The following is a 17,435-nucleotide window of genomic DNA, read 5'->3' as shown; positions in this document are numbered from 1 at the left end:
TCGGCCACGACTACTTCATCGCAATACGGTCCGCCAAATGACTCACCGCTAAAGCAAAATAGTACGAACGGTTCCACTTCATCAACACGTTGTAATTGTTGTATACCAAGTAAACACGACCATTTTCATCGTCGGGCATGATAAGCCACGCTTTAATGTCTTCATCCAACTGCGGCAATGGGCGACCATCGTATTTAGTTACGCCTAACTTGCTCCACTCTTGCAGTAGTTTGCCTTTTTCAGACTCACGACCTTGCAGTTCCGGTGAAAACCCTTTTGGTACTTTGACTTGGCGACCCCAGGTGTATTTGTCATCCCAACCTGATTGCGCTAGATAGTTCGCGGTAGAAGCAAACACATCGGCTTCCGTATCCCAAATATCTTTCTTACCATCGCCATTGCCATCGGCAGCAAAGTTTAAGAAAGAGCTTGGCATAAACTGGCTTTGCCCCATTGCCCCAGCCCAAGACCCTTTCATGTTTTCTGGTGCAATATGGCCCTGCTCTAGAATAGTCAGAGCGGCAAGCGCTTCACTGCGGAAGAAAGCTTCGCGTCGCCCTTCGTAAGCCATGGTCGACAGCGCATCGATGACGCGGTAATTCCCCGTGAAGCGGCCAAAGTTACTTTCCACACCCCAAAGCGCCACAATAAAGCGCGGCTGGACGCCGTACTCATCACCGATACGTTTCAGTTCAGCGTAATGTTTATCGTGCAGCTCTTTTGCCTGTTTAACTTTCCAGTCTGGCACCGCTCTTGGAATGTATTCATCCAAGGTGAGCTTTTTCTCGGGCTGATTGCGATCGGCTTTCACCGCTCTAGGCTTGTATTCAACCCCGGCAAAGGCGTCTGTTAAAATTTGCTCGGAAATCCCTTTGGCACGTGCTTCTTGCTTGAGGCCTGCAACATACTCCTCAAAGGATTCCTTTTGTTGCGCGAACGCGCTTGTGGCTAGGCTAGCTCCTAGCATCACTGACAATATCGTTTTCACCGTGCCCTCCCCTGAGCATTCGGATTACTTCTGTTGAGCTTTTTGCTCTTTATATTTATCGAGTAAGTTTTCTGGCGGTGGTGGCAGTTGTAAGAAAAAGCCCTCCTCGCTAATCGACGCTTTCACTTTATCAACGTCTACCAAGGCCAACTTACGGCCAGCGAGATTGACGACCATGACAAACTGCGGTCGGCCAAACATCTCCATTAGAGCGTCTGGTACTGGAGTAAAGTCGTCTTTCTTAGCAATGTACAGGTATGCCCCGTCTTTTTTAGTGCTTTTATAAATTGAACAAAGCATGGTTGTATCTCTTGTGGTTGCCTATCTTCTCAAGTCGAAGAAATAATTAAGTTAGTTTATGGAAAATTGAGAGTTAATTATCCATTTAAGAGCAAGATAGCTTGCTGTATCTAGTGTTGAAATATAACATGATTATTCCCAAGTAACCTCTAGATACGGTTACATTGGCAAACCTAATCAAAAGCAATGTCATTGGCACAAGGATTTGATCATTAATGTCTCAATCCCCAGATCTGAAAGGCAGTAGCTTCACCTTATCGGTGTTGCATCTTTCTGACAACGATGTTTCCAAAGCAGTTCAATTTTTACAACAAAAAGTCTCTCAAGCACCGACCTTTTTCGCCTCAGCACCTGTGGTGATCAACGTCAGCCAAGTAGAGGGCGACCTCAACTTTATCGACTTAAAACTTGGTATTGAAGAGATAGGCATGATTGCAGTGGGCATTACGGGCTGTCAGGATAAACGTATTCAAAACCTTGCCTCAGAAGCCGGTTTTGCGGTAATGACGGCGAGTAAAGCGCCCGCTCAAGCGCCTGCCAAAATGGAACCGACTAAAATCGTTCGCACTCCAGTGCGCTCCGGTCAGCAGATCTATGCCAAAAACAGTGATCTTGTCATATTAAGCCATGTGAGTGCGGGCGCCGAAGTCATTGCCGACGGCACCATTCACATCCATGGCAAATTGCGTGGAAGAGCCATCGCCGGAGCCAGTGGCTCACGCGATGCAAAAATTCTCTGCAACGACTTACAAGCTGAACTAGTCTCCATAGCAGGGAACTACTGGCTCAGCGATCAGATTGAACGTGAATATTGGGGTAAAAAGGTACTGTTCGGCATGACCGACGACCAACTCGTATTCGAGATCCTCACGATTTAGAATTTTAAGGAAAACAATAAATGGCACGCATTATTGTGGTAACGTCGGGTAAAGGCGGCGTAGGTAAGACGACTTCTAGCGCGGCTATCGCGTCGGGTCTTGCGCTAAAAGGCAAAAAAACCGCTGTGATCGACTTTGATATCGGCTTACGTAACCTTGACCTTATCATGGGTTGTGAGCGCCGAGTGGTCTATGACTTTGTTAATGTCATCAATGGCGAAGCAACGCTTAACCAAGCACTGATTAAAGATAAACGCACCGACAACCTATTCATTCTGCCTGCCTCACAAACTCGCGACAAAGATGCACTGACTAAAGACGGTGTGCGCCGCGTGCTCGACGACCTTGATGAAATGGGTTTCGACTTCGTGATTTGTGATTCACCAGCTGGCATTGAGCAAGGCGCGTTAATGGCGCTTTACTTCGCTGACGAAGCGATTGTCACGACTAACCCAGAAGTGTCATCGGTTCGCGATTCAGACCGTATTCTTGGCATTCTTGACTCTAAGTCTCGCCGTGCAGAAGAAGGCAAAGAGCCTGTTAAGCAGCACTTATTGCTCACTCGCTACAACCCAGCTCGCGTTACTCAAGGTGAAATGCTGTCGGTTGAAGACGTGGAAGAGATCCTGCACATTTCACTGCTGGGTGTCATTCCAGAGAGCCAAGCAGTACTGAATGCCTCAAACAAAGGCGTACCAGTTATTTTTGATGATGAGTCTGATGCGGGTATGGCGTATGCAGATACTGTTGATCGTCTACTCGGTGAACAAGTCGACTTCCGCTTCTTAACAGAGCAGAAGAAAGGTATCTTCAAACGTCTATTCGGGGGGTAAGCTATGTCTTTACTTGAGTTTTTCCGCCCACAGAAGAAGACCTCAGCAAACCTAGCGAAAGAACGTTTGCAAATCATCGTTGCAGAGAGACGCAGTGAAGGCTCGCCTTCTCCGTCTTACTTACCGCAATTAAAGGAAGATATCCTTAAAGTGATCGCTAAATACGTCGACGTTGACCCATCTATGGTCGATCTATCGTTCGAACACAAAGACGATGACATTTCGGTTCTCGAACTCAACGTGCAGCTTCCAGAAGACGAAAAATAGATGAGAAAAGGCTCGCGATTGCGAGCCTTTTTGTTGTTTAGCGCTTTATTGGCTGTAGATGTTACACATCCATAACCTTGTCGAGCTGACGACCAAATAATTCCAAGCGCCAGCCTTGCATCACATCTGGTAACTTAGCTGGGTCACGTTGATGCTTCCAAACCCAAGATAGGTACTGGTTTAGCTGCTTTTTAGACGCTAAAAACTCAGTTGCTAAACCGCTATGCTGGGCAGCCTTTTTCACTTCGTCTTTGAGCGTTTTAAAGACTTGTTTGTAGCCAGGAAAATCCATCAGACGTTCGATTTTCTCTGGATAATCTTCTTCCGGTGTTTCTTGAGCACGTTTGACGATAGCTGCAATACGCTCACCGTGACGGCGAATCGCTCTTGGGTCGATGCCCTCTTGTTCCATCTGCTTTGGCTTTTTCAAACCATATCGCGCAACCGTCCACAGCTCTTGCTCTTTGATGATAAAGTTCAACGCTAAATCGCGTTTGAGCGCTTCATTAAAACGCCAAGTTGCCAGAGGCTTTAGTACCGCTAGCTGCTTGCGTTTAAGCTGCCAAGCTCCTTTGATATCTAGGTAGGCATTCTCAGGATTAGGCGTTCGTCCGCGCTTTTGCATCAACAGATCAGATTCTTGCTGCGCCGCTTCCCACCACTCTTTGGCTTCCACTTTTGCAAACAGCTTAAAGTAAAGCGGCCATAGGTAGTAAACATCGGCTGCCGCGTAGTCGAGCTGCTTATCCGTCAGTGGACGCGCAACCCAGTCGGCGCGAGACTCACTCTTATCAAGCTCAACATCAAGATACTCTTGCACTAAGGCAGCGAAGCCTGTCGACAGGCCATGCCCCAAGAATGCTGCCATGATCTGCGTATCCACCATAGGGTAAGGCATGCACTTGAAGCTGTTAGCAAACACTTCTAGGTCTTCACCACAAGCGTGCAGCACCTTCAATACTGATGTGTCTTTAAGAAGCTCAATGAACGGAGTGAAGTCACTGATTGTGAGTGGGTCGATAAGAGACAGCTGTTCACCATCATAAAGCTGAATCAAACCCAGCTTAGGATAATAAGTACGAATGCGCACAAACTCAGTGTCCAACATCACGACATCAGATTCACGAGCCTTGCTGCATACCGACTCTAGCTCGGCAAACTCTGTTACTATTTGGTATTCCACTCAATCTCTCTTCATAAAAAATGCCAGCTTTGCGGGCTGGCATTTTAGCACTGATTGTAATCAAACGTTAACTTAAACTGTCTTCTCTGAGGTCTTGAGCAGTTTTGCGTCATTTTCTTCACGCAGCACACGACGTAAGATCTTACCGACGTTAGTCTTTGGTAGATCATCTCTAAATTCAACACGTTTCGGGATCTTGTAACCCGTTAGATGCTGACGACAGTGCTCGATGATCTCTTCTTTAGTTAACGAATTGTCCTTCTTAACCACGAAGATCTTAACAATCTCACCAGAGGCTTCGTTCGCTTCACCAATCGCAGCGACTTCCAGTACCTTGTCATTGAGCGCCACAACATCTTCGATTTCATTTGGATAGACGTTAAAGCCTGAAACCAAAATCATGTCTTTCTTACGGTCAACGATGTGCAAGAAGCCATCATTATCGAACTCAACGATATCGCCTGTCGACAACCAACCTTCTTGGTTGATCACCTCTTTTGTCGCTTCAGCACGCTGCCAGTAGCCTTGCATGACTTGTGGGCCGCGAACTTGCAGCTCACCTTTGCCGTCACCTTCCACTGGGTTGCCGTCTTCATCGACAATTCGCACTTCCGTTGATGGTACCGGTAAGCCAATAGATCCATTGTATTCTGTGAGATCGTGCGGGTACGCCGCCACCAATGGAGAACACTCGGTGAGACCATAACCTTCCAATAGGAAACAGCCCGTGGTCTTTTTCCACTGCTCTGCAACGGCGCGCTGTACCGCCATACCACCACCTACAGCCAGTCGAAGGCCGCGGAAATCGAGCTCATGGAAATCTTCATTGTTGATGAGTGCGTTAAATAGCGTGTTTACACCGGTAATCGCAGTAAATGGGTACTTTTGCAGCTCTTTCACAAAGCCCGGGATATCGCGCGGGTTGGTGATAAGCAGGTTTTGTCCACCCATTTCAATAAACAGCAAGCAATTCACCGTTAGCGCGAACACGTGGTACAGCGGCAGTGCAGTGACCACCAGCTCACGGCCTTCGTTCAACACAGGCGCGTACATCCCCTTCGCCTGCATCACGTTAGCAATCATGTTGCGGTGTGTCAGAATCGCCCCTTTTGCAACCCCTGTGGTACCGCCGGTGTATTGCAAGAAGGCAATATCATCACCGGTCATAAACGGCTTCACGTATTGCAAACGGCGACCTTTACTCAGCGCTTTCTTAAATGAAATCGCACCTGGTAGGTCATACTTAGGCACCATGCCTTTTACGTACTTAACGACGAAGTCGACAATCGTCCCCTTCGCGGTTGGCAACATTTGACCAAGACTTGTCAGTACTACATGCTTGATTGGCGTTTTATCAACGACTTGCTCAAGCGTATTGGCAAAGTTTGAAACGATAACGATGGCTTTCGCATCGGCATCATTCAGTTGGTGCTCAAGCTCACGCGGCGTGTAGAGAGGGTTCACGTTCACAGCGATAAGGCCAGCACGCAACACACCAAATAGCGCGATTGGGTATTGCAGCAAGTTTGGCATCATGATCGCAACGCGATCGCCTTTTTGCAGTTTTAGCTCATTTTGCAAGTACGCTGCAAACGCTCGGCTACGCTCTTCCAGTTTGCGGAATGTCATTACCGAACCCATATTCACAAACGCAGGTTGGTCTGCATATTTGTGAATCGACTGTTCGAACATTTCGACTAGAGAGGGGTACTGATCAGGATTGATTTGCTCAGGCACATCGCTTGGGTATCGAGAAAGCCAAGGTTTATCCACAATTCTACTCCTTGCGTGTAAGGTCACTCTTTCGTTTCATAGGCAGATTTCAGTGTTGTTTTAAAATATTGTTAACACTTTATGGGACTATGAATGTTTTATTATTCCTGCTATTACAACACAGCAGACCAGTTAGCGCACGAAAGACTCAAACACTTGTTTAATTTTTGTTAACTCGTCCAAGTATTAGTTCAAATACCTGCTCAGGTGATTCCAAATGGCAATGGTGATCACCCTCTACCAACTCAATCTGCGCGTTACGAAGCGGCTGTAAACACTCTGGGCGCTGCAAATACGCGTAACCACGCTTGCCAAGTATGATCAGGTGAGGCACCGTGACTGCCTCCATAATCGCCAAGGCTTGCGGCTCACTCATCCGATAGACCGACTCGCATTTGAGCTTACTGTCATGTCGCCAGACCCACTTATCTCCCAATTGTCGGAGATCGCGCTCGACAATCGGTAGTACCGCTTCAGTTGGGAGTTTGGTCGCGCGTTTACGCATCGCAATCGCATCTTGTTTTGAAGGGATGGATTTGGCCGTTTTATTGCGCCAGCGCTCTCGGCTTTCGATGCCTTTTCTCAAACGCTCAGGGCTCAGCTGCGGCAATTCCGAAAGTGGAATATGCGCTTCGATTTGAACTAAACAGGACACTTTTTCTGGAAAGGCTGCACTATAGCAACTCGCAATCAATGCACCAAGTGAATGACCCACCAGGCAGACATCAACCGCGTGAAGTTTAACCAAAATGCGGTGAAGATCGTCAACGTAGTCATGAAAGTTATAAAAGTGATGCTCGCTCTTATGGCTCGAGTGACCATGACCGGGCAAATCTATCGCGATGACTCGCCAATCAGGAGCATACTGCTCAATAAGCGGAAAGAGTGCGTGGAAGCTGGCGGCGTTATCCATCCAGCCATGAATAAAAACGACCGTCTTTGCGGCCGTTTTTGTTGCGCAGCGCTCAAGATAGGCAACCGTTCTGTCATCGATCTTGACCAAATGTTCTTTGAAGCTAGAGTCCAATCCTACTTCACCTCTTTGATGACTCTGCCGGTACTTGGGCCGCCATGATAGTAGAAGCCGTCACAGTAGTAGCCCCAACAAGAGCTATAGCCGCCAAAATCTCGGTTGATGATTAAGCGCTCTTCAACGCGCCACAAGTAATTGCCGTACGCTTTGATAACAGGGAAATCAGCTTCGTACTCGCCAATTTTGCCACGTTCCAGCCCCTCTTTATGACCACCGACTGTGATTAGACGCCCTTGAGCATAGGTAATCGGGTCAACAAAACCGTCTACATAGGCAATAAAGCGGCCATTAGGCTCTTCACTGATGTCAGGTTTTCCGTACTTATCAATTGGAAGGTTGACCACTTCGATACGCGTTCGATCAGCGAGGTTTTTCACCGTATCAATAACACCGCCCAGACGGACTTCGGTGTTATCACTGGTATCCAATACACCTTGATAGGTCGCCACTACATTGTCATTCGTGGTCGCTAAGGTATCGGGAAGGCTCCCACATGCACTCAAAACGGCACTTAAGGCCAAAATACTGCTGAGTTTCAGAAGTGTTTTCATAAATAGGATACTCTAGTTAAAGCAAATAACTCTTATTATCATATATAGATATCGACACCAAGCAACTGTTGGAGTTCCTCGCGCTTAGCTCGATTCATGACATTCATATATTCTTCCAGTGCCTTTTTCGAACGGCCCTCTGGCAAATCATACTGAACTTGCGCTTTCGCCATGTCAGCATCGGATAAGTGTTTAACTGAGTGCGCTACCGCTTGAGCGACTTTGGTGACCTGAGTAGATTGGCTTGTTGGTTGAGACGTGGAGGCTTTCGACACTGCCTTTTTTGAATTGGCTTTTTGTGTCTTACGCTGGTTGGGTATGGAAGGTAAGCCGTTTATCGAAACCATAGTCTAATCGGGCTAGCCATTAACAAACTAGCCCTCTCCTTGATTACTCTCTGCCCGGCAGCTTTTTCCAAGCGACTGTATCACGTAGATACACTGGGCTGGCTTCTTCAGCAGGAACCGTATTGCCTTTTGCCAGCTCAAACTGAGCAAGAAAAGCGATATCTTGCGCTTCTGGGAACTGAACCTGTGAGGCTTGAGTGTCGATGGCTAGCGTTGATAGCGTGTCCGCGTATGCTTCCCAACCCGTGCCAGCAGTTGTCCACGTGTGCTCATCTTTCACTAAGTTCTCAACTAACACGCTCGGCGGGACAACTTGCTCTTGATCCACATCCTGCCAGTCACCAGACTCAAGACGCTCAAAGCGCCCCCAATACACCTCGTTCATACGAGCATCAATCGCGCTTGCGACCGTGGTTGCTCCGCCGACACGATACGCGCCTTGCGCCATTGCTTTAAGCGTCGAAATACCGATCATCGGCAAATCAGCACCAAAACCTAGGCCCTGTGCGATACCAATACAAATACGTACGCCAGTAAAACTACCAGGACCACGAGCAAACGCTAAAGCGTCAAGCTCAGCCAAAGTCAGGCCTGCTTCTTTAAGCAGCTCATCCACCATTGGCAGTACTTTCTTAGTGTGGTCACGCGGAGCCAATTCACTGCGTGAGTATGTGGTGTCACCCACCAGCAAAGCCACTGAGCAATTTTCGGTTGCGGTATCGATCGCGAGTATTTTGTAAGTCATTTATTTCTCAATTTGTTCTTCTGTCGCTTCAGGCGCCATGTCCTGAGCTAAAAACTGTTTTATTACACCAAGATCACGAGTGCGTGGGATCGGCGGCAAACTGGATAAGAAGGTCGCACCATACTCGCGAGTCACCAAACGGTTATCGCATATGATGAGGGCCCCTCGGTCTTTCTGGTCGCGAATCAAACGCCCCACGCCCTGTTTCAGGGTAATAACCGCATCCGGTATTTGTACCTGCTGGAACGGGTCACCGCCCTGCAATTTACAATCTTCGATCCGAGCTTTAAGCAAGGGATCATCGGGTGCGGTAAACGGTAATTTGTCGATGATAACACAGCTCAAGGTGTCACCTCTAACATCTATTCCTTCCCAAAAAGCGCCTGTCGCCACTAGCAGCGCGTTGCCAAGCTCCATAAATTCTGCCAACGTTTTTTGCTTGCTGGTCTCACCCTGAAGCAAGACGGGCAGTGACAAGGTTTCGCGAAACTTCTCCCCCAACTCTCGCATCATGCTGTGCGAAGTACACAAAAAGAAACATCGCCCTTGGTTTTGCTCAATCACAGGCGCCAGCATGCTCACCAGCTTATTGGCGAGTCCCGGACTGTTTGGCTCAGGCAAGTAACGCGGTACACACAGCCTTGCTTGCTCGGGATAATCAAACGGACTTGGCAGAGAAAACTGCTTCTTAGGCACTAAGCCGAGACGTGACGTGAAATGCCCAAAGTCATCGGAAACTGCGAGAGTTGCTGAAGTGAATATCCACGCACCGCCTTTCATTTCGACCTGTTCATGGAACTTGTCAGCGACGGTGAGCGGCGTGATATGTAGGCTGAAATGTCGCGGAGAGGTGTCATACCAATAAGAATAGCCGGTGATGGTCACATCGCAGACACGCTCTAGGCGTCCTTTTACTAAGTTGGCACGTTCGAACGCGGTATCCAGCAGTTGGCTGCGGCCTAATGCCAGCTTTAGCACCTCAATCACGAACTCTAGTGCGTCCATCAGGCGTTCCATTTCACGCTTAATGTTCGGCGATGCAATGGCGTCTCGCCAGTTGCCTCGAAATCCGGTGTCGCCTAGGATGATTCGCATCTCCATAGCAGCTTGTGATAGGCGCTCTCCCGCTTTTTGTAGCTGACGCATATCACGGGCTTCGGTGCGATAGCCTATCTCGATATCTTTGCACAAATCCTGAATTTGGCGACTAGAGATAGACTGACCGAAGTATTGACTGGCAATGTCTGGGATCTGGTGTGCTTCGTCGAAGATGAACACGTCCGCTTCGGGGATCAGTTCTCCAAATCCGGTCTCTTTGATCGCCAAGTCAGCCATAAACAGGTGGTGGTTCACCACCACAACATCAGAGTCCAGCGCGCGTCGTCTTGCTTTGAGTACAAAGCAATCTTCATAACTTGGACACTCTTTGCCTAAGCAATTGTCGTTGGTTGATGTGATGGTTGGAATAATCGGGCTATCTTCAGCAATAGCATCACACTCACCGAGATCTCCAGATTTGGTCTCCGATGACCACGAACGCACTTTCACCAGTTGTGACAACAAATCGGTCTGAGTTTCAGTGGTATGACTTTCCACCATTTGGCGGCTCAGCCTATCAAGACACAAATAGTTAGAGCGCCCTTTTAGTAGCGATACCTGCCCATGAAAGCCAAGTGCTTCAACCATCAAGGGTAAATCGCGGTGGAACAACTGCTCTTGCAGGTTCTTTGAGCCGGTGCTGATGATGGTTTTCTTGCCGCTGAGCAGTGCTGGAACCAAATAGGCAAATGTTTTACCCGTTCCCGTTCCCGCTTCAACCACCAGCTGGGTTTGATGCTCAATCGCCTGTTCGACGGCATTGGCCATATCGAGCTGAGGCTGACGAGGTTGAAAGCCCGGTATAACCGTGCCCAAAGCACCATCGGAGGCAAAAGCTTTATTGATTGTACGTGAACCCATTTGGCACCGCTGCTTACGAAGAATTGGCCTAGTATACCCAAACCCTCAACAGTTCAAAAATGGAAATGGTCCTAGATAGGGCCGAGTCAACGGCCATCCGACGGCGCTCTAGCAAGCCTTGGCCACTTCTTTTGTTGAAACCTTGCTCAGAATAGATTAATAATGTCGGTTAGATTGCGTACAACCTTCATAAAGCGCACCCAGAATTAAACCCTCAGGTGAGCCTGATGCGAGTTAACCGCTTGTGTCTATGCTTAAAACACTCCTGTGCTTTAAGCGCATCTCGAGGTAAAAACAGTATTTTCACGGAAGCAGTAAATCATGGAAAAGAAAACCCTATTAACGCATTGCAGCGATGCACCTGGCCTGATCTCAAAGATCACCAACATCTGTTACAAACACCAGCTGAACATCATTCACAACAACGAGTTTGTGGATAACACCAGCGGCCATTTCTTTATGCGTACTGAACTTGAGGGTTATTTCAATGATGAAACCTTCTTAGCCGACCTAGACCAAGCACTTCCTCAAGGCACTAAACGTAAACTGGTCGATTCATCTCGCAAGCGCATTGTGATCTTAGTGACGAAAGAAGCTCACTGCCTTGGTGATATCTTAATGAAAAACTTCGATGGCAGCCTTGATGTTGAAATTGCAGCTGTGATCGGTAACTACGACATCCTGCAAGGTTTGACTGAGAAATTTGATATCCCTTACCACTGTGTGTCTCACGAGGGCCTCAGCCGCGAAGAGCATGAAGCCAAAATGCTTGAAGCCATCGACCAGTATGATGCTGACTATCTCGTTCTGGCAAAATACATGCGTGTACTTACTCCAACCTTTGTTGAGAAGTACCACCATAAGATCATCAACATTCACCACAGCTTCTTGCCAGCCTTTATCGGCGCGAAACCTTATCAGCAGGCTTATGACCGCGGTGTAAAAATCATCGGTGCAACGGCGCACTTTGTGACCAACGACCTCGACGAAGGGCCGATCATCAAGCAGGACGTGATTCCTGTGGACCACAACTTTAGTGCAGCCGATATGGCGCAAGCCGGTCGTGACGTTGAGAAAAACGTATTGTCAAAGGCACTGAACAAAGTGGTTAATGATCATGTGTTTGTTTATGGAAATAAAACGGTGATTTTGTAGATAATATTGAATTCGGTTTGACACGCCTTAAAAAACAGGGTGTTGCATAGCTCCACCCTGTTTCATCCTAGTAAGTAAAGGAGATACTCAAAGCGAACGCAGTAGGTGGCCACCATCAACTGGTGTACAAGTACCAGTAATAAAGCTAGAGGCATCACTGGCTAAAAATACGAACAAACCATCAAGATCAGAGAGTTTTCCTTCACGACCAATAGGAGGAAGTGGTGTAAACTGATTGTTACCCTCTTCATCATACTCAGCTGCGGTCATTTCTGTTTGAAATGTTCCTGGGCTAACACCATTAACCCGAATTCCATGCTCTGCCACTTCTAACGCGAGGTTTTTGGTAAAGGAAAGCAGCGCTGTTTTAGACATCGCATAACTGGAAATTCCCGCGGCATGACCATGGGCGGCAATAGAAATCAGGTTGATAATGCTACCTGGCATGTTAGCTTCAATAAGCCTATCACAGGCTATTTTCGATACTCTCCATGCACCCTTAAAATTCACGTCAAACACTTGGTCCATAGCGGCTTCATCAGTGTGACTCACAGACTCAAACTGCCCACTTATACCCGCATTGTTGACAATGATGTTTGGTACACCAAATTCACACGTCGCGGCATGCATCGCACTCTCAACCGACTCGGTGCTACTCACATCCATTTCAATGGCAAACGCCTGCCCACCTTGAGCTTGAATGTCACTAACCAGTTGATGCAACCGTTCGCTTCGTCTTGCTGCTAGCACCACACGACATCCCGCAAGGGCAAAGGTTTTCGCGATGTGAGCACCGATCCCACTCGATGCTCCAGTTACCAAAGCCGTTTTCCCTTTTAAACTAAATCTATCTTTCATGCTTCTGATCCGTAACAGCTCTGTTTCTCAATTGATTCTTCTTATTTGCCTCTAAAAACTCACTCTCGTTGATTTTCTGATTCAACAATCTGTTTGAGCGCGTAGGGGTGAAGCTTAATGCAGATATTGTCATGTGTAAACGCAACCGTCGGATTAGCCAATCGCTCCCCTTCACCTTTCGGGCTCGATAATTTCACTTTCACACCTTGCGCTTTGGCCCTCTCTAACTTGGTTTCAAATTCAGGGAACTTCGCATACAAGTCCAGCAAAAATTCGTCTGCTGTCTGCGCCTCGGATGGCACCACAAACTCGACATGCTCCCAATCTTCAACCGGATGTTGTTTACCGATAGCAGGGTAAGGCAGCTCTAAACACTCAATCGACCAGCCATGGCTTGCAATTGGGTTATCAAACTCAAGAACAATAATTGGGCGGCCATTAATTTGTGCCTCGGAGATCACTTTGCCATAGTCGAGCCATGCGTGATGCGCAGCTTTTGCCAACTCCCCATCGTTGATACGCAGCGCAATGTGGTCCGCTTGATAAGCAGATAAATCGATAGCTAACAGGCTGCATAAAGCCTGAATATTATCCAGAAAATCATCGATTTTATTCAACATTGCAGAAGGCACTAGACCTTTTTCTATCAGGGTTTGTTGCATTTTTTCGTGCTCACTTTGATCATCAAACGCCAAATAGTAGCAGGATTGAGCTAGAATCAGAAAAAATACAAACTTTCCCCCTAGGTGAGCGGCGCTAAAGTTGCTATTATGTGCGCCAATTTACTAGATTAAATCCAATTCCAAGAATTGAAGCCAAGTTTTGAAGGAAATGCGTGTGAATATCCAAGCACTGATCAACGACAAAGTATCTCAGGCTCTCGAAGCCGCTGGCGCACCTGCAGGCAGTCCTGCGGCTGTTCGCCAATCTGCAAAACCACAGTTTGGTGACTACCAAGCAAACGGTGTAATGGGCGTTGCTAAGAAGTTGGGTACTAATCCACGAGAATTCGCACAAAAAGTTCTGGACGTTTTGGACCTAGATGGAATTGCAAGCAAAACTGAAATTGCTGGTCCTGGTTTTATCAACATCTTTCTAAGCGAAGAATTTCTTGCGCAGCAAGCTGACGAAGCACTTGCAGACGCTCGCCTAGGCGTAGCGACACAAGCGCAACAAACTATCGTTGCTGACTACTCAGCACCAAACGTTGCTAAAGAAATGCACGTTGGTCACCTACGTTCAACCATCATCGGTGATGCGGTTGTTCGTACTCTAGAGTTCCTTGGCCACAAGGTTGTTCGTGCAAACCACATCGGTGACTGGGGTACTCAGTTCGGTATGCTTATCGCAAACCTAGAGCGCGTTCAAAAAGAGTCTGGTGAAGTTTCAATGGAGCTTTCTGACCTAGAAGCCTTCTACCGTGAATCTAAAAAGCTTTACGATGAAGACGAAGAGTTCGCAGTACGCGCTCGTAACTACGTAGTGAAACTGCAAAGCGGTGATGAGTTCTGCGCTGAGATGTGGAAGAAACTAGTTGATATCACCATGATTCAAAACCAGCGCAACTACGACCGTCTAAACGTATCACTCACTCGTGAAGACGTCATGGGCGAGAGTATGTACAACGACATGCTTCCAGCTATCGTAAAAGATCTTCAAGAAAAAGGCCTAGCGGTTGAAGATGACGGCGCACAAGTTGTATTCCTTGATGAATACAAAAACAAAGATGGTGAGCCAATGGGCGTTATCATCCAAAAACGCGATGGCGGTTTCCTATACACCACTACTGATATCGCATGTGCTAAGTACCGTTACGAGCAGCTTGGCGCCGATCGCGTACTTTACTTCATCGATTCACGTCAGCACCAGCACCTGCAACAAGCGTGGACTATCGTTCGCAAAGCAGGCTACGTGCCAGAATCAACAACGCTTGAGCACCATGCGTTCGGTATGATGCTAGGTAAAGATGGTCGTCCATTTAAGACTCGTGCTGGCGGCACAGTTCGTCTTGCGGATCTTCTGGATGAAGCGGTAGAGCGTGCAAACGCGCTTATCGAGTCAAAGAACCCTGAACTTGCGAGCGAAGAGAAAGCAAACATCGCAAACACGGTTGCAATGGCAGCGGTTAAATACGCAGACCTTTCTAAGCACCGTACTACAGACTACGTGTTCGACTGGGACAACATGCTTGCGTTCGAAGGTAACACTGCACCATACATGCAGTACGCTTACACGCGTGTTGCATCTGTATTCGCGAAAGCTGGCGTATCTATGGATGAGCTTACTGGCGACATCAAGATCACTGACGAAAAAGAGAAAGCACTGGTTGCTAAGCTTCTACAGTTTGAAGAAGCGGTTGAGTCTGTGGCTCGTGAAGGTCAGCCTCACATCATGTGTAGCTACCTATTCGAACTAGCAGGTCAATTCTCTAGCTTCTACGAAGCTTGCCCAATCCTAGTTGCAGAAGACGAAGCAGTTAAGCAAAGCCGTCTACGTCTTGCTGCACTGACTGCTAAGACTATCAAGCAAGGTCTTGAGCTACTGGGTATCGAGACTCTAGAAAGAATGTAATTTATTGAATTACCGTTCATAATAGAAGGCGAGATGCGAAAGTAACTCGCCTTTTTTGTATCCCTTTTGATGTGAGCAACTGCAATGAGCTTTGAACTGCACCCACAACTAAAAAAAGACACCACCCTGCTTGGTGAGTTTCCATTGAGTCTGGCGCTACTGCACCGCGACAACTCCGTGCCTTGGGTTATCTTAGTCCCGAAAAAAGCCGATCTAACCGAACTGCACCACCTCCCAATGCAAGAGCAGCAACAATTCTTGGTGGAGTCGGAACTGGTTAACCGAGCATTAGAGACACTGTTTACTCCAGACAAACTCAATTTCGGCGCGCTAGGAAATATGGTACCGCAACTACATGTTCACCATATTGCAAGGTACAAAGATGACTTGGCGTGGCCAGGGCCACTTTGGGGGAATGCAAAAGGTGAGTATCGCAGCGATGACGAGCAGCAAGGTTTGGCTGAACGCATTCAAGCACAGCTTTTGAATAGTGAGCAGTTCAAAAAGGCGTAATAGTTCAGACGTACTTAAGTATCACCCAATAAAAAGCTCCGACAGTGTCGCAACGTAGTTCATTTAAGAGGAGCAGCGTTGCGATTAACAGGGTATCGGGTTTTTGATATTTTTACCGCCCTAGGCCGATTTGGCTTAGGGCGTTTGTCTATAAAGAGGATGGATAGGTCGCCTCGAAGGCTCTTTAAGCGTTTCGGCGTGTTACTTAAGGATACCGCTTTACTCATCACTTTGAGCTGGCTGGCTATAAATTGGCAGGCATACTTAAAACTTATTTCATTAGGTAAGCGCCCGTGTTCAACTGCGGCTTGACTAGCTTCTCGTCTCACCAAGTTATAACCAAGTAGCAGTCCCCATAGCTCTTGATAGACGAGATCGACTGTTTTGCTTCTCAACACTAAAGCGTTATGTTGCATCGAACTCTTGATGTCACGATAACCTAATTCTATTTCCCACCTTTCATGATAAAGCTCTGCCACGGATTGAGCGTCATACTTGTCTCTAGGAAGAGAGGTAAACACCGTCTTGGATTTACCTTGGACCTCGTAAGTGACCGCCCTGACTGTCCATTTCTCAGGAAGATTAGGGTTCTTCTTACGAGCCTGTGGAGAGGTCTTCATCTCTACTAGCATGTCACTGCTTTCTTTATCGTCCAGTAGGGTATATTTGACTCCTTTCTTTGCAGGGAGAAGCCAGTGTCTATTTATTCCACTGTTGTGAAGAGAAAGTAGTAAATCTGCTCCATAAAACCCTTTATCCAGTAATGTCACAGAGTTGTCTGGTAAAGCGTTGATGAAGGGCATCGCGAGAGGGATTTCACCTCGGCGATACGGGCTTATCGCTGCATCAACGATGACATGAGAGCGAACATTCATCATGGTCACAACCCTCAATACTGGATGAGGTGTTTGCCTGTTGCTAGACGTATTACCAGAGCCAAAATGTTCTCTTAATTCGGGGGTGTCAGCTGTTCTAAAAAGAGCACCATCTACAGCAAAAACCTGTAGGCCTTGCCAAGTATCATCAGGGTATCGCTCAAGCCCCCATGTTTTTCCGCATTGCTTAAACAGCCATTCTGGTGCTGCTTTACCTAAGCGCTGTCTTGCTTGGGTTAAAGCGCTCTTTGCCAACAGCTCTTCATCAGCAAGGCCATCAGCACAGACATTCATTCTCCGTGCGACTTCGGCAATGGGTTCATTACGGAAAAAAGCCATACCAACAATTAACCACAAAACCATATCACTCGGTAATCGGCGTCGACGGATTGTCGCTTTATCAGACAGAGAGGCTGCTTTAGCGACCCACTCATCAGGAATGTGTTCAGAGAATGTGGTGAGCTGAGCTACATCGACTGGGTTTTCTTCGAGGAAGTCGGCAAAGAAGTTTTGAATTGACATAAAAAATCGGAAACCTATAAACAGGTTTCCGATTGTCTCTCATCAGAAGGATCGGTCAACCGATCCTTATCTGATCTACATTGC

18 protein-coding genes are annotated in these 17,435 nt (G+C 47.4%); 6 read left to right on the top strand and 12 right to left on the bottom strand.

The window, feature by feature from the left end:
• Window positions 1-10: 10 nt before the first annotated feature.
• Window positions 11-988 carry a lytic murein transglycosylase gene (locus AAA946_RS04015; protein ID WP_338163724.1) on the bottom strand — a complete coding sequence of 326 codons (978 nt, stop codon included), beginning with the start codon at window positions 986-988 and terminating at the stop codon, window positions 11-13.
• Between the two features lie 24 nt (window positions 989-1,012).
• Entirely contained in the window at window positions 1,013-1,288 is a 276-nt protein-coding gene (locus AAA946_RS04010; RefSeq protein ID WP_338163723.1) for a YcgL domain-containing protein, read from the bottom strand.
• Between the two features lie 215 nt (window positions 1,289-1,503).
• Between AAA946_RS04010 and minC the strand changes: the two genes are divergently transcribed.
• The 3 genes from minC to minE are packed head-to-tail and all read left to right on the top strand — an operon-like array spanning window position 1,504 to window position 3,266.
• Complete coding sequence (gene minC / locus AAA946_RS04005) at window positions 1,504-2,166, top strand: septum site-determining protein MinC (RefSeq protein ID WP_338163722.1); 663 nt, start codon at window positions 1,504-1,506, stop codon at window positions 2,164-2,166.
• 20 nt (window positions 2,167-2,186) lie between these two features.
• Window positions 2,187-2,999 (top strand): septum site-determining protein MinD, encoded by an 813-nt coding sequence (gene minD / locus AAA946_RS04000; protein WP_338163721.1) that lies wholly within the window; start codon window positions 2,187-2,189, stop codon window positions 2,997-2,999.
• A 3-nt stretch (window positions 3,000-3,002) separates the two neighbouring features.
• A complete protein-coding gene (minE, locus tag AAA946_RS03995; protein ID WP_042476441.1) occupies window positions 3,003-3,266 on the top strand; it encodes a cell division topological specificity factor MinE in 264 nt (87 codons plus the stop codon).
• Window positions 3,267-3,327: 61 nt separating this feature from the next.
• Here minE and rnd read toward each other — a convergent pair whose 3' ends face one another.
• From rnd to AAA946_RS03960, 7 genes are all read right to left on the bottom strand, one after another.
• Complete coding sequence (rnd, locus tag AAA946_RS03990) at window positions 3,328-4,449, bottom strand: ribonuclease D (protein ID WP_338163720.1); 1,122 nt, start codon at window positions 4,447-4,449, stop codon at window positions 3,328-3,330.
• A 72-nt stretch (window positions 4,450-4,521) separates the two neighbouring features.
• Window positions 4,522-6,222 carry a long-chain-fatty-acid--CoA ligase FadD gene (gene fadD, locus AAA946_RS03985; protein WP_338163719.1) on the bottom strand — a complete coding sequence of 567 codons (1,701 nt, stop codon included), beginning with the start codon at window positions 6,220-6,222 and terminating at the stop codon, window positions 4,522-4,524.
• A 160-nt stretch (window positions 6,223-6,382) separates the two neighbouring features.
• The gene (locus AAA946_RS03980; protein ID WP_338163718.1) at window positions 6,383-7,249 is read right to left on the bottom strand and encodes an alpha/beta fold hydrolase; all 867 of its coding nucleotides are present in this window, start codon (window positions 7,247-7,249) and stop codon (window positions 6,383-6,385) included.
• Between the two features lie 2 nt (window positions 7,250-7,251).
• Window positions 7,252-7,806, bottom strand: a complete 555-nt coding sequence (locus AAA946_RS03975; protein ID WP_338163717.1) for a Slp family lipoprotein — start codon at window positions 7,804-7,806, stop codon at window positions 7,252-7,254.
• Between the two features lie 38 nt (window positions 7,807-7,844).
• Window positions 7,845-8,153 (bottom strand): chromosome partitioning protein ParA, encoded by a 309-nt coding sequence (locus AAA946_RS03970; RefSeq protein WP_338163716.1) that lies wholly within the window; start codon window positions 8,151-8,153, stop codon window positions 7,845-7,847.
• Window positions 8,154-8,196: 43 nt separating this feature from the next.
• Window positions 8,197-8,898, bottom strand: coding sequence for a tRNA (adenosine(37)-N6)-threonylcarbamoyltransferase complex dimerization subunit type 1 TsaB (tsaB, locus tag AAA946_RS03965; RefSeq protein ID WP_338163715.1), 702 nt, complete (start codon window positions 8,896-8,898; stop codon window positions 8,197-8,199).
• Window positions 8,899-10,857: an ATP-dependent DNA helicase gene (locus tag AAA946_RS03960; RefSeq protein WP_338163714.1), complete on the bottom strand. Its 1,959-nt coding sequence runs from the start codon at window positions 10,855-10,857 to the stop codon at window positions 8,899-8,901.
• A 321-nt stretch (window positions 10,858-11,178) separates the two neighbouring features.
• On the opposite strand from AAA946_RS03960, the gene purU reads away from it, so the two are divergent.
• Window positions 11,179-12,012, top strand: a complete 834-nt coding sequence (gene purU, locus AAA946_RS03955; RefSeq protein WP_338163713.1) for a formyltetrahydrofolate deformylase — start codon at window positions 11,179-11,181, stop codon at window positions 12,010-12,012.
• Window positions 12,013-12,099: 87 nt separating this feature from the next.
• Here purU and AAA946_RS03950 read toward each other — a convergent pair whose 3' ends face one another.
• Together AAA946_RS03950 and AAA946_RS03945 are read right to left on the bottom strand one after the other, a co-directional pair.
• The gene (locus AAA946_RS03950; protein WP_338163712.1) at window positions 12,100-12,870 is read right to left on the bottom strand and encodes an SDR family NAD(P)-dependent oxidoreductase; all 771 of its coding nucleotides are present in this window, start codon (window positions 12,868-12,870) and stop codon (window positions 12,100-12,102) included.
• A gap of 59 nt (window positions 12,871-12,929) precedes the next feature.
• Window positions 12,930-13,532, bottom strand: a complete 603-nt coding sequence (locus AAA946_RS03945) for a VOC family protein (protein WP_338163711.1) — start codon at window positions 13,530-13,532, stop codon at window positions 12,930-12,932.
• 175 nt (window positions 13,533-13,707) lie between these two features.
• Between AAA946_RS03945 and argS the strand changes: the two genes are divergently transcribed.
• Entirely contained in the window at window positions 13,708-15,441 is a 1,734-nt protein-coding gene (gene argS, locus AAA946_RS03940) for an arginine--tRNA ligase (protein WP_338163710.1), read from the top strand.
• 84 nt (window positions 15,442-15,525) lie between these two features.
• On the top strand, window positions 15,526-15,954 hold the full coding sequence (locus AAA946_RS03935) for an HIT family protein (protein ID WP_338163709.1): 429 nt from the start codon (window positions 15,526-15,528) through the stop codon (window positions 15,952-15,954).
• A gap of 59 nt (window positions 15,955-16,013) precedes the next feature.
• Here the strand turns inward: AAA946_RS03935 and AAA946_RS03930 are convergent, their stop codons facing one another.
• Window positions 16,014-17,351: an IS4 family transposase gene (locus tag AAA946_RS03930; protein ID WP_338163708.1), complete on the bottom strand. Its 1,338-nt coding sequence runs from the start codon at window positions 17,349-17,351 to the stop codon at window positions 16,014-16,016.
• Between the last annotated feature and the right edge of the window lie 84 nt (window positions 17,352-17,435).

It is taken from the genome of Vibrio sp. 10N (assembly GCF_036245475.1).
Classification (GTDB): Bacteria; Pseudomonadota; Gammaproteobacteria; order Enterobacterales; family Vibrionaceae; genus Vibrio.
The sequence above is the reverse complement of the archived record's forward strand: the minus strand, read 5'-3'. Positions and strand labels throughout refer to the sequence as shown.

What these genes read in the sequence shown, in the direction of transcription:
- AAA946_RS03970 (WP_338163716.1), bottom strand. Translation starts at nt 8,153, where the DNA reads ATGGTTTCGATAAACGGCTTACCTTCCATACCCAACCAGCGTAAGACA.
- minD (WP_338163721.1), top strand. Translation starts at nt 2,187, where the DNA reads ATGGCACGCATTATTGTGGTAACGTCGGGTAAAGGCGGCGTAGGTAAG.
- minC (WP_338163722.1), top strand. Translation starts at nt 1,504, where the DNA reads ATGTCTCAATCCCCAGATCTGAAAGGCAGTAGCTTCACCTTATCGGTG.
- minE (WP_042476441.1), top strand. Translation starts at nt 3,003, where the DNA reads ATGTCTTTACTTGAGTTTTTCCGCCCACAGAAGAAGACCTCAGCAAAC.
- AAA946_RS03960 (WP_338163714.1), bottom strand. Translation starts at nt 10,857, where the DNA reads ATGGGTTCACGTACAATCAATAAAGCTTTTGCCTCCGATGGTGCTTTG.
- AAA946_RS03930 (WP_338163708.1), bottom strand. Translation starts at nt 17,351, where the DNA reads ATGTCAATTCAAAACTTCTTTGCCGACTTCCTCGAAGAAAACCCAGTC.
- AAA946_RS04010 (WP_338163723.1), bottom strand. Translation starts at nt 1,288, where the DNA reads ATGCTTTGTTCAATTTATAAAAGCACTAAAAAAGACGGGGCATACCTG.
- AAA946_RS03975 (WP_338163717.1), bottom strand. Translation starts at nt 7,806, where the DNA reads ATGAAAACACTTCTGAAACTCAGCAGTATTTTGGCCTTAAGTGCCGTT.
- AAA946_RS03935 (WP_338163709.1), top strand. Translation starts at nt 15,526, where the DNA reads ATGAGCTTTGAACTGCACCCACAACTAAAAAAAGACACCACCCTGCTT.
- AAA946_RS03945 (WP_338163711.1), bottom strand. Translation starts at nt 13,532, where the DNA reads ATGCAACAAACCCTGATAGAAAAAGGTCTAGTGCCTTCTGCAATGTTG.
- tsaB (WP_338163715.1), bottom strand. Translation starts at nt 8,898, where the DNA reads ATGACTTACAAAATACTCGCGATCGATACCGCAACCGAAAATTGCTCA.
- purU (WP_338163713.1), top strand. Translation starts at nt 11,179, where the DNA reads ATGGAAAAGAAAACCCTATTAACGCATTGCAGCGATGCACCTGGCCTG.
- AAA946_RS03950 (WP_338163712.1), bottom strand. Translation starts at nt 12,870, where the DNA reads ATGAAAGATAGATTTAGTTTAAAAGGGAAAACGGCTTTGGTAACTGGA.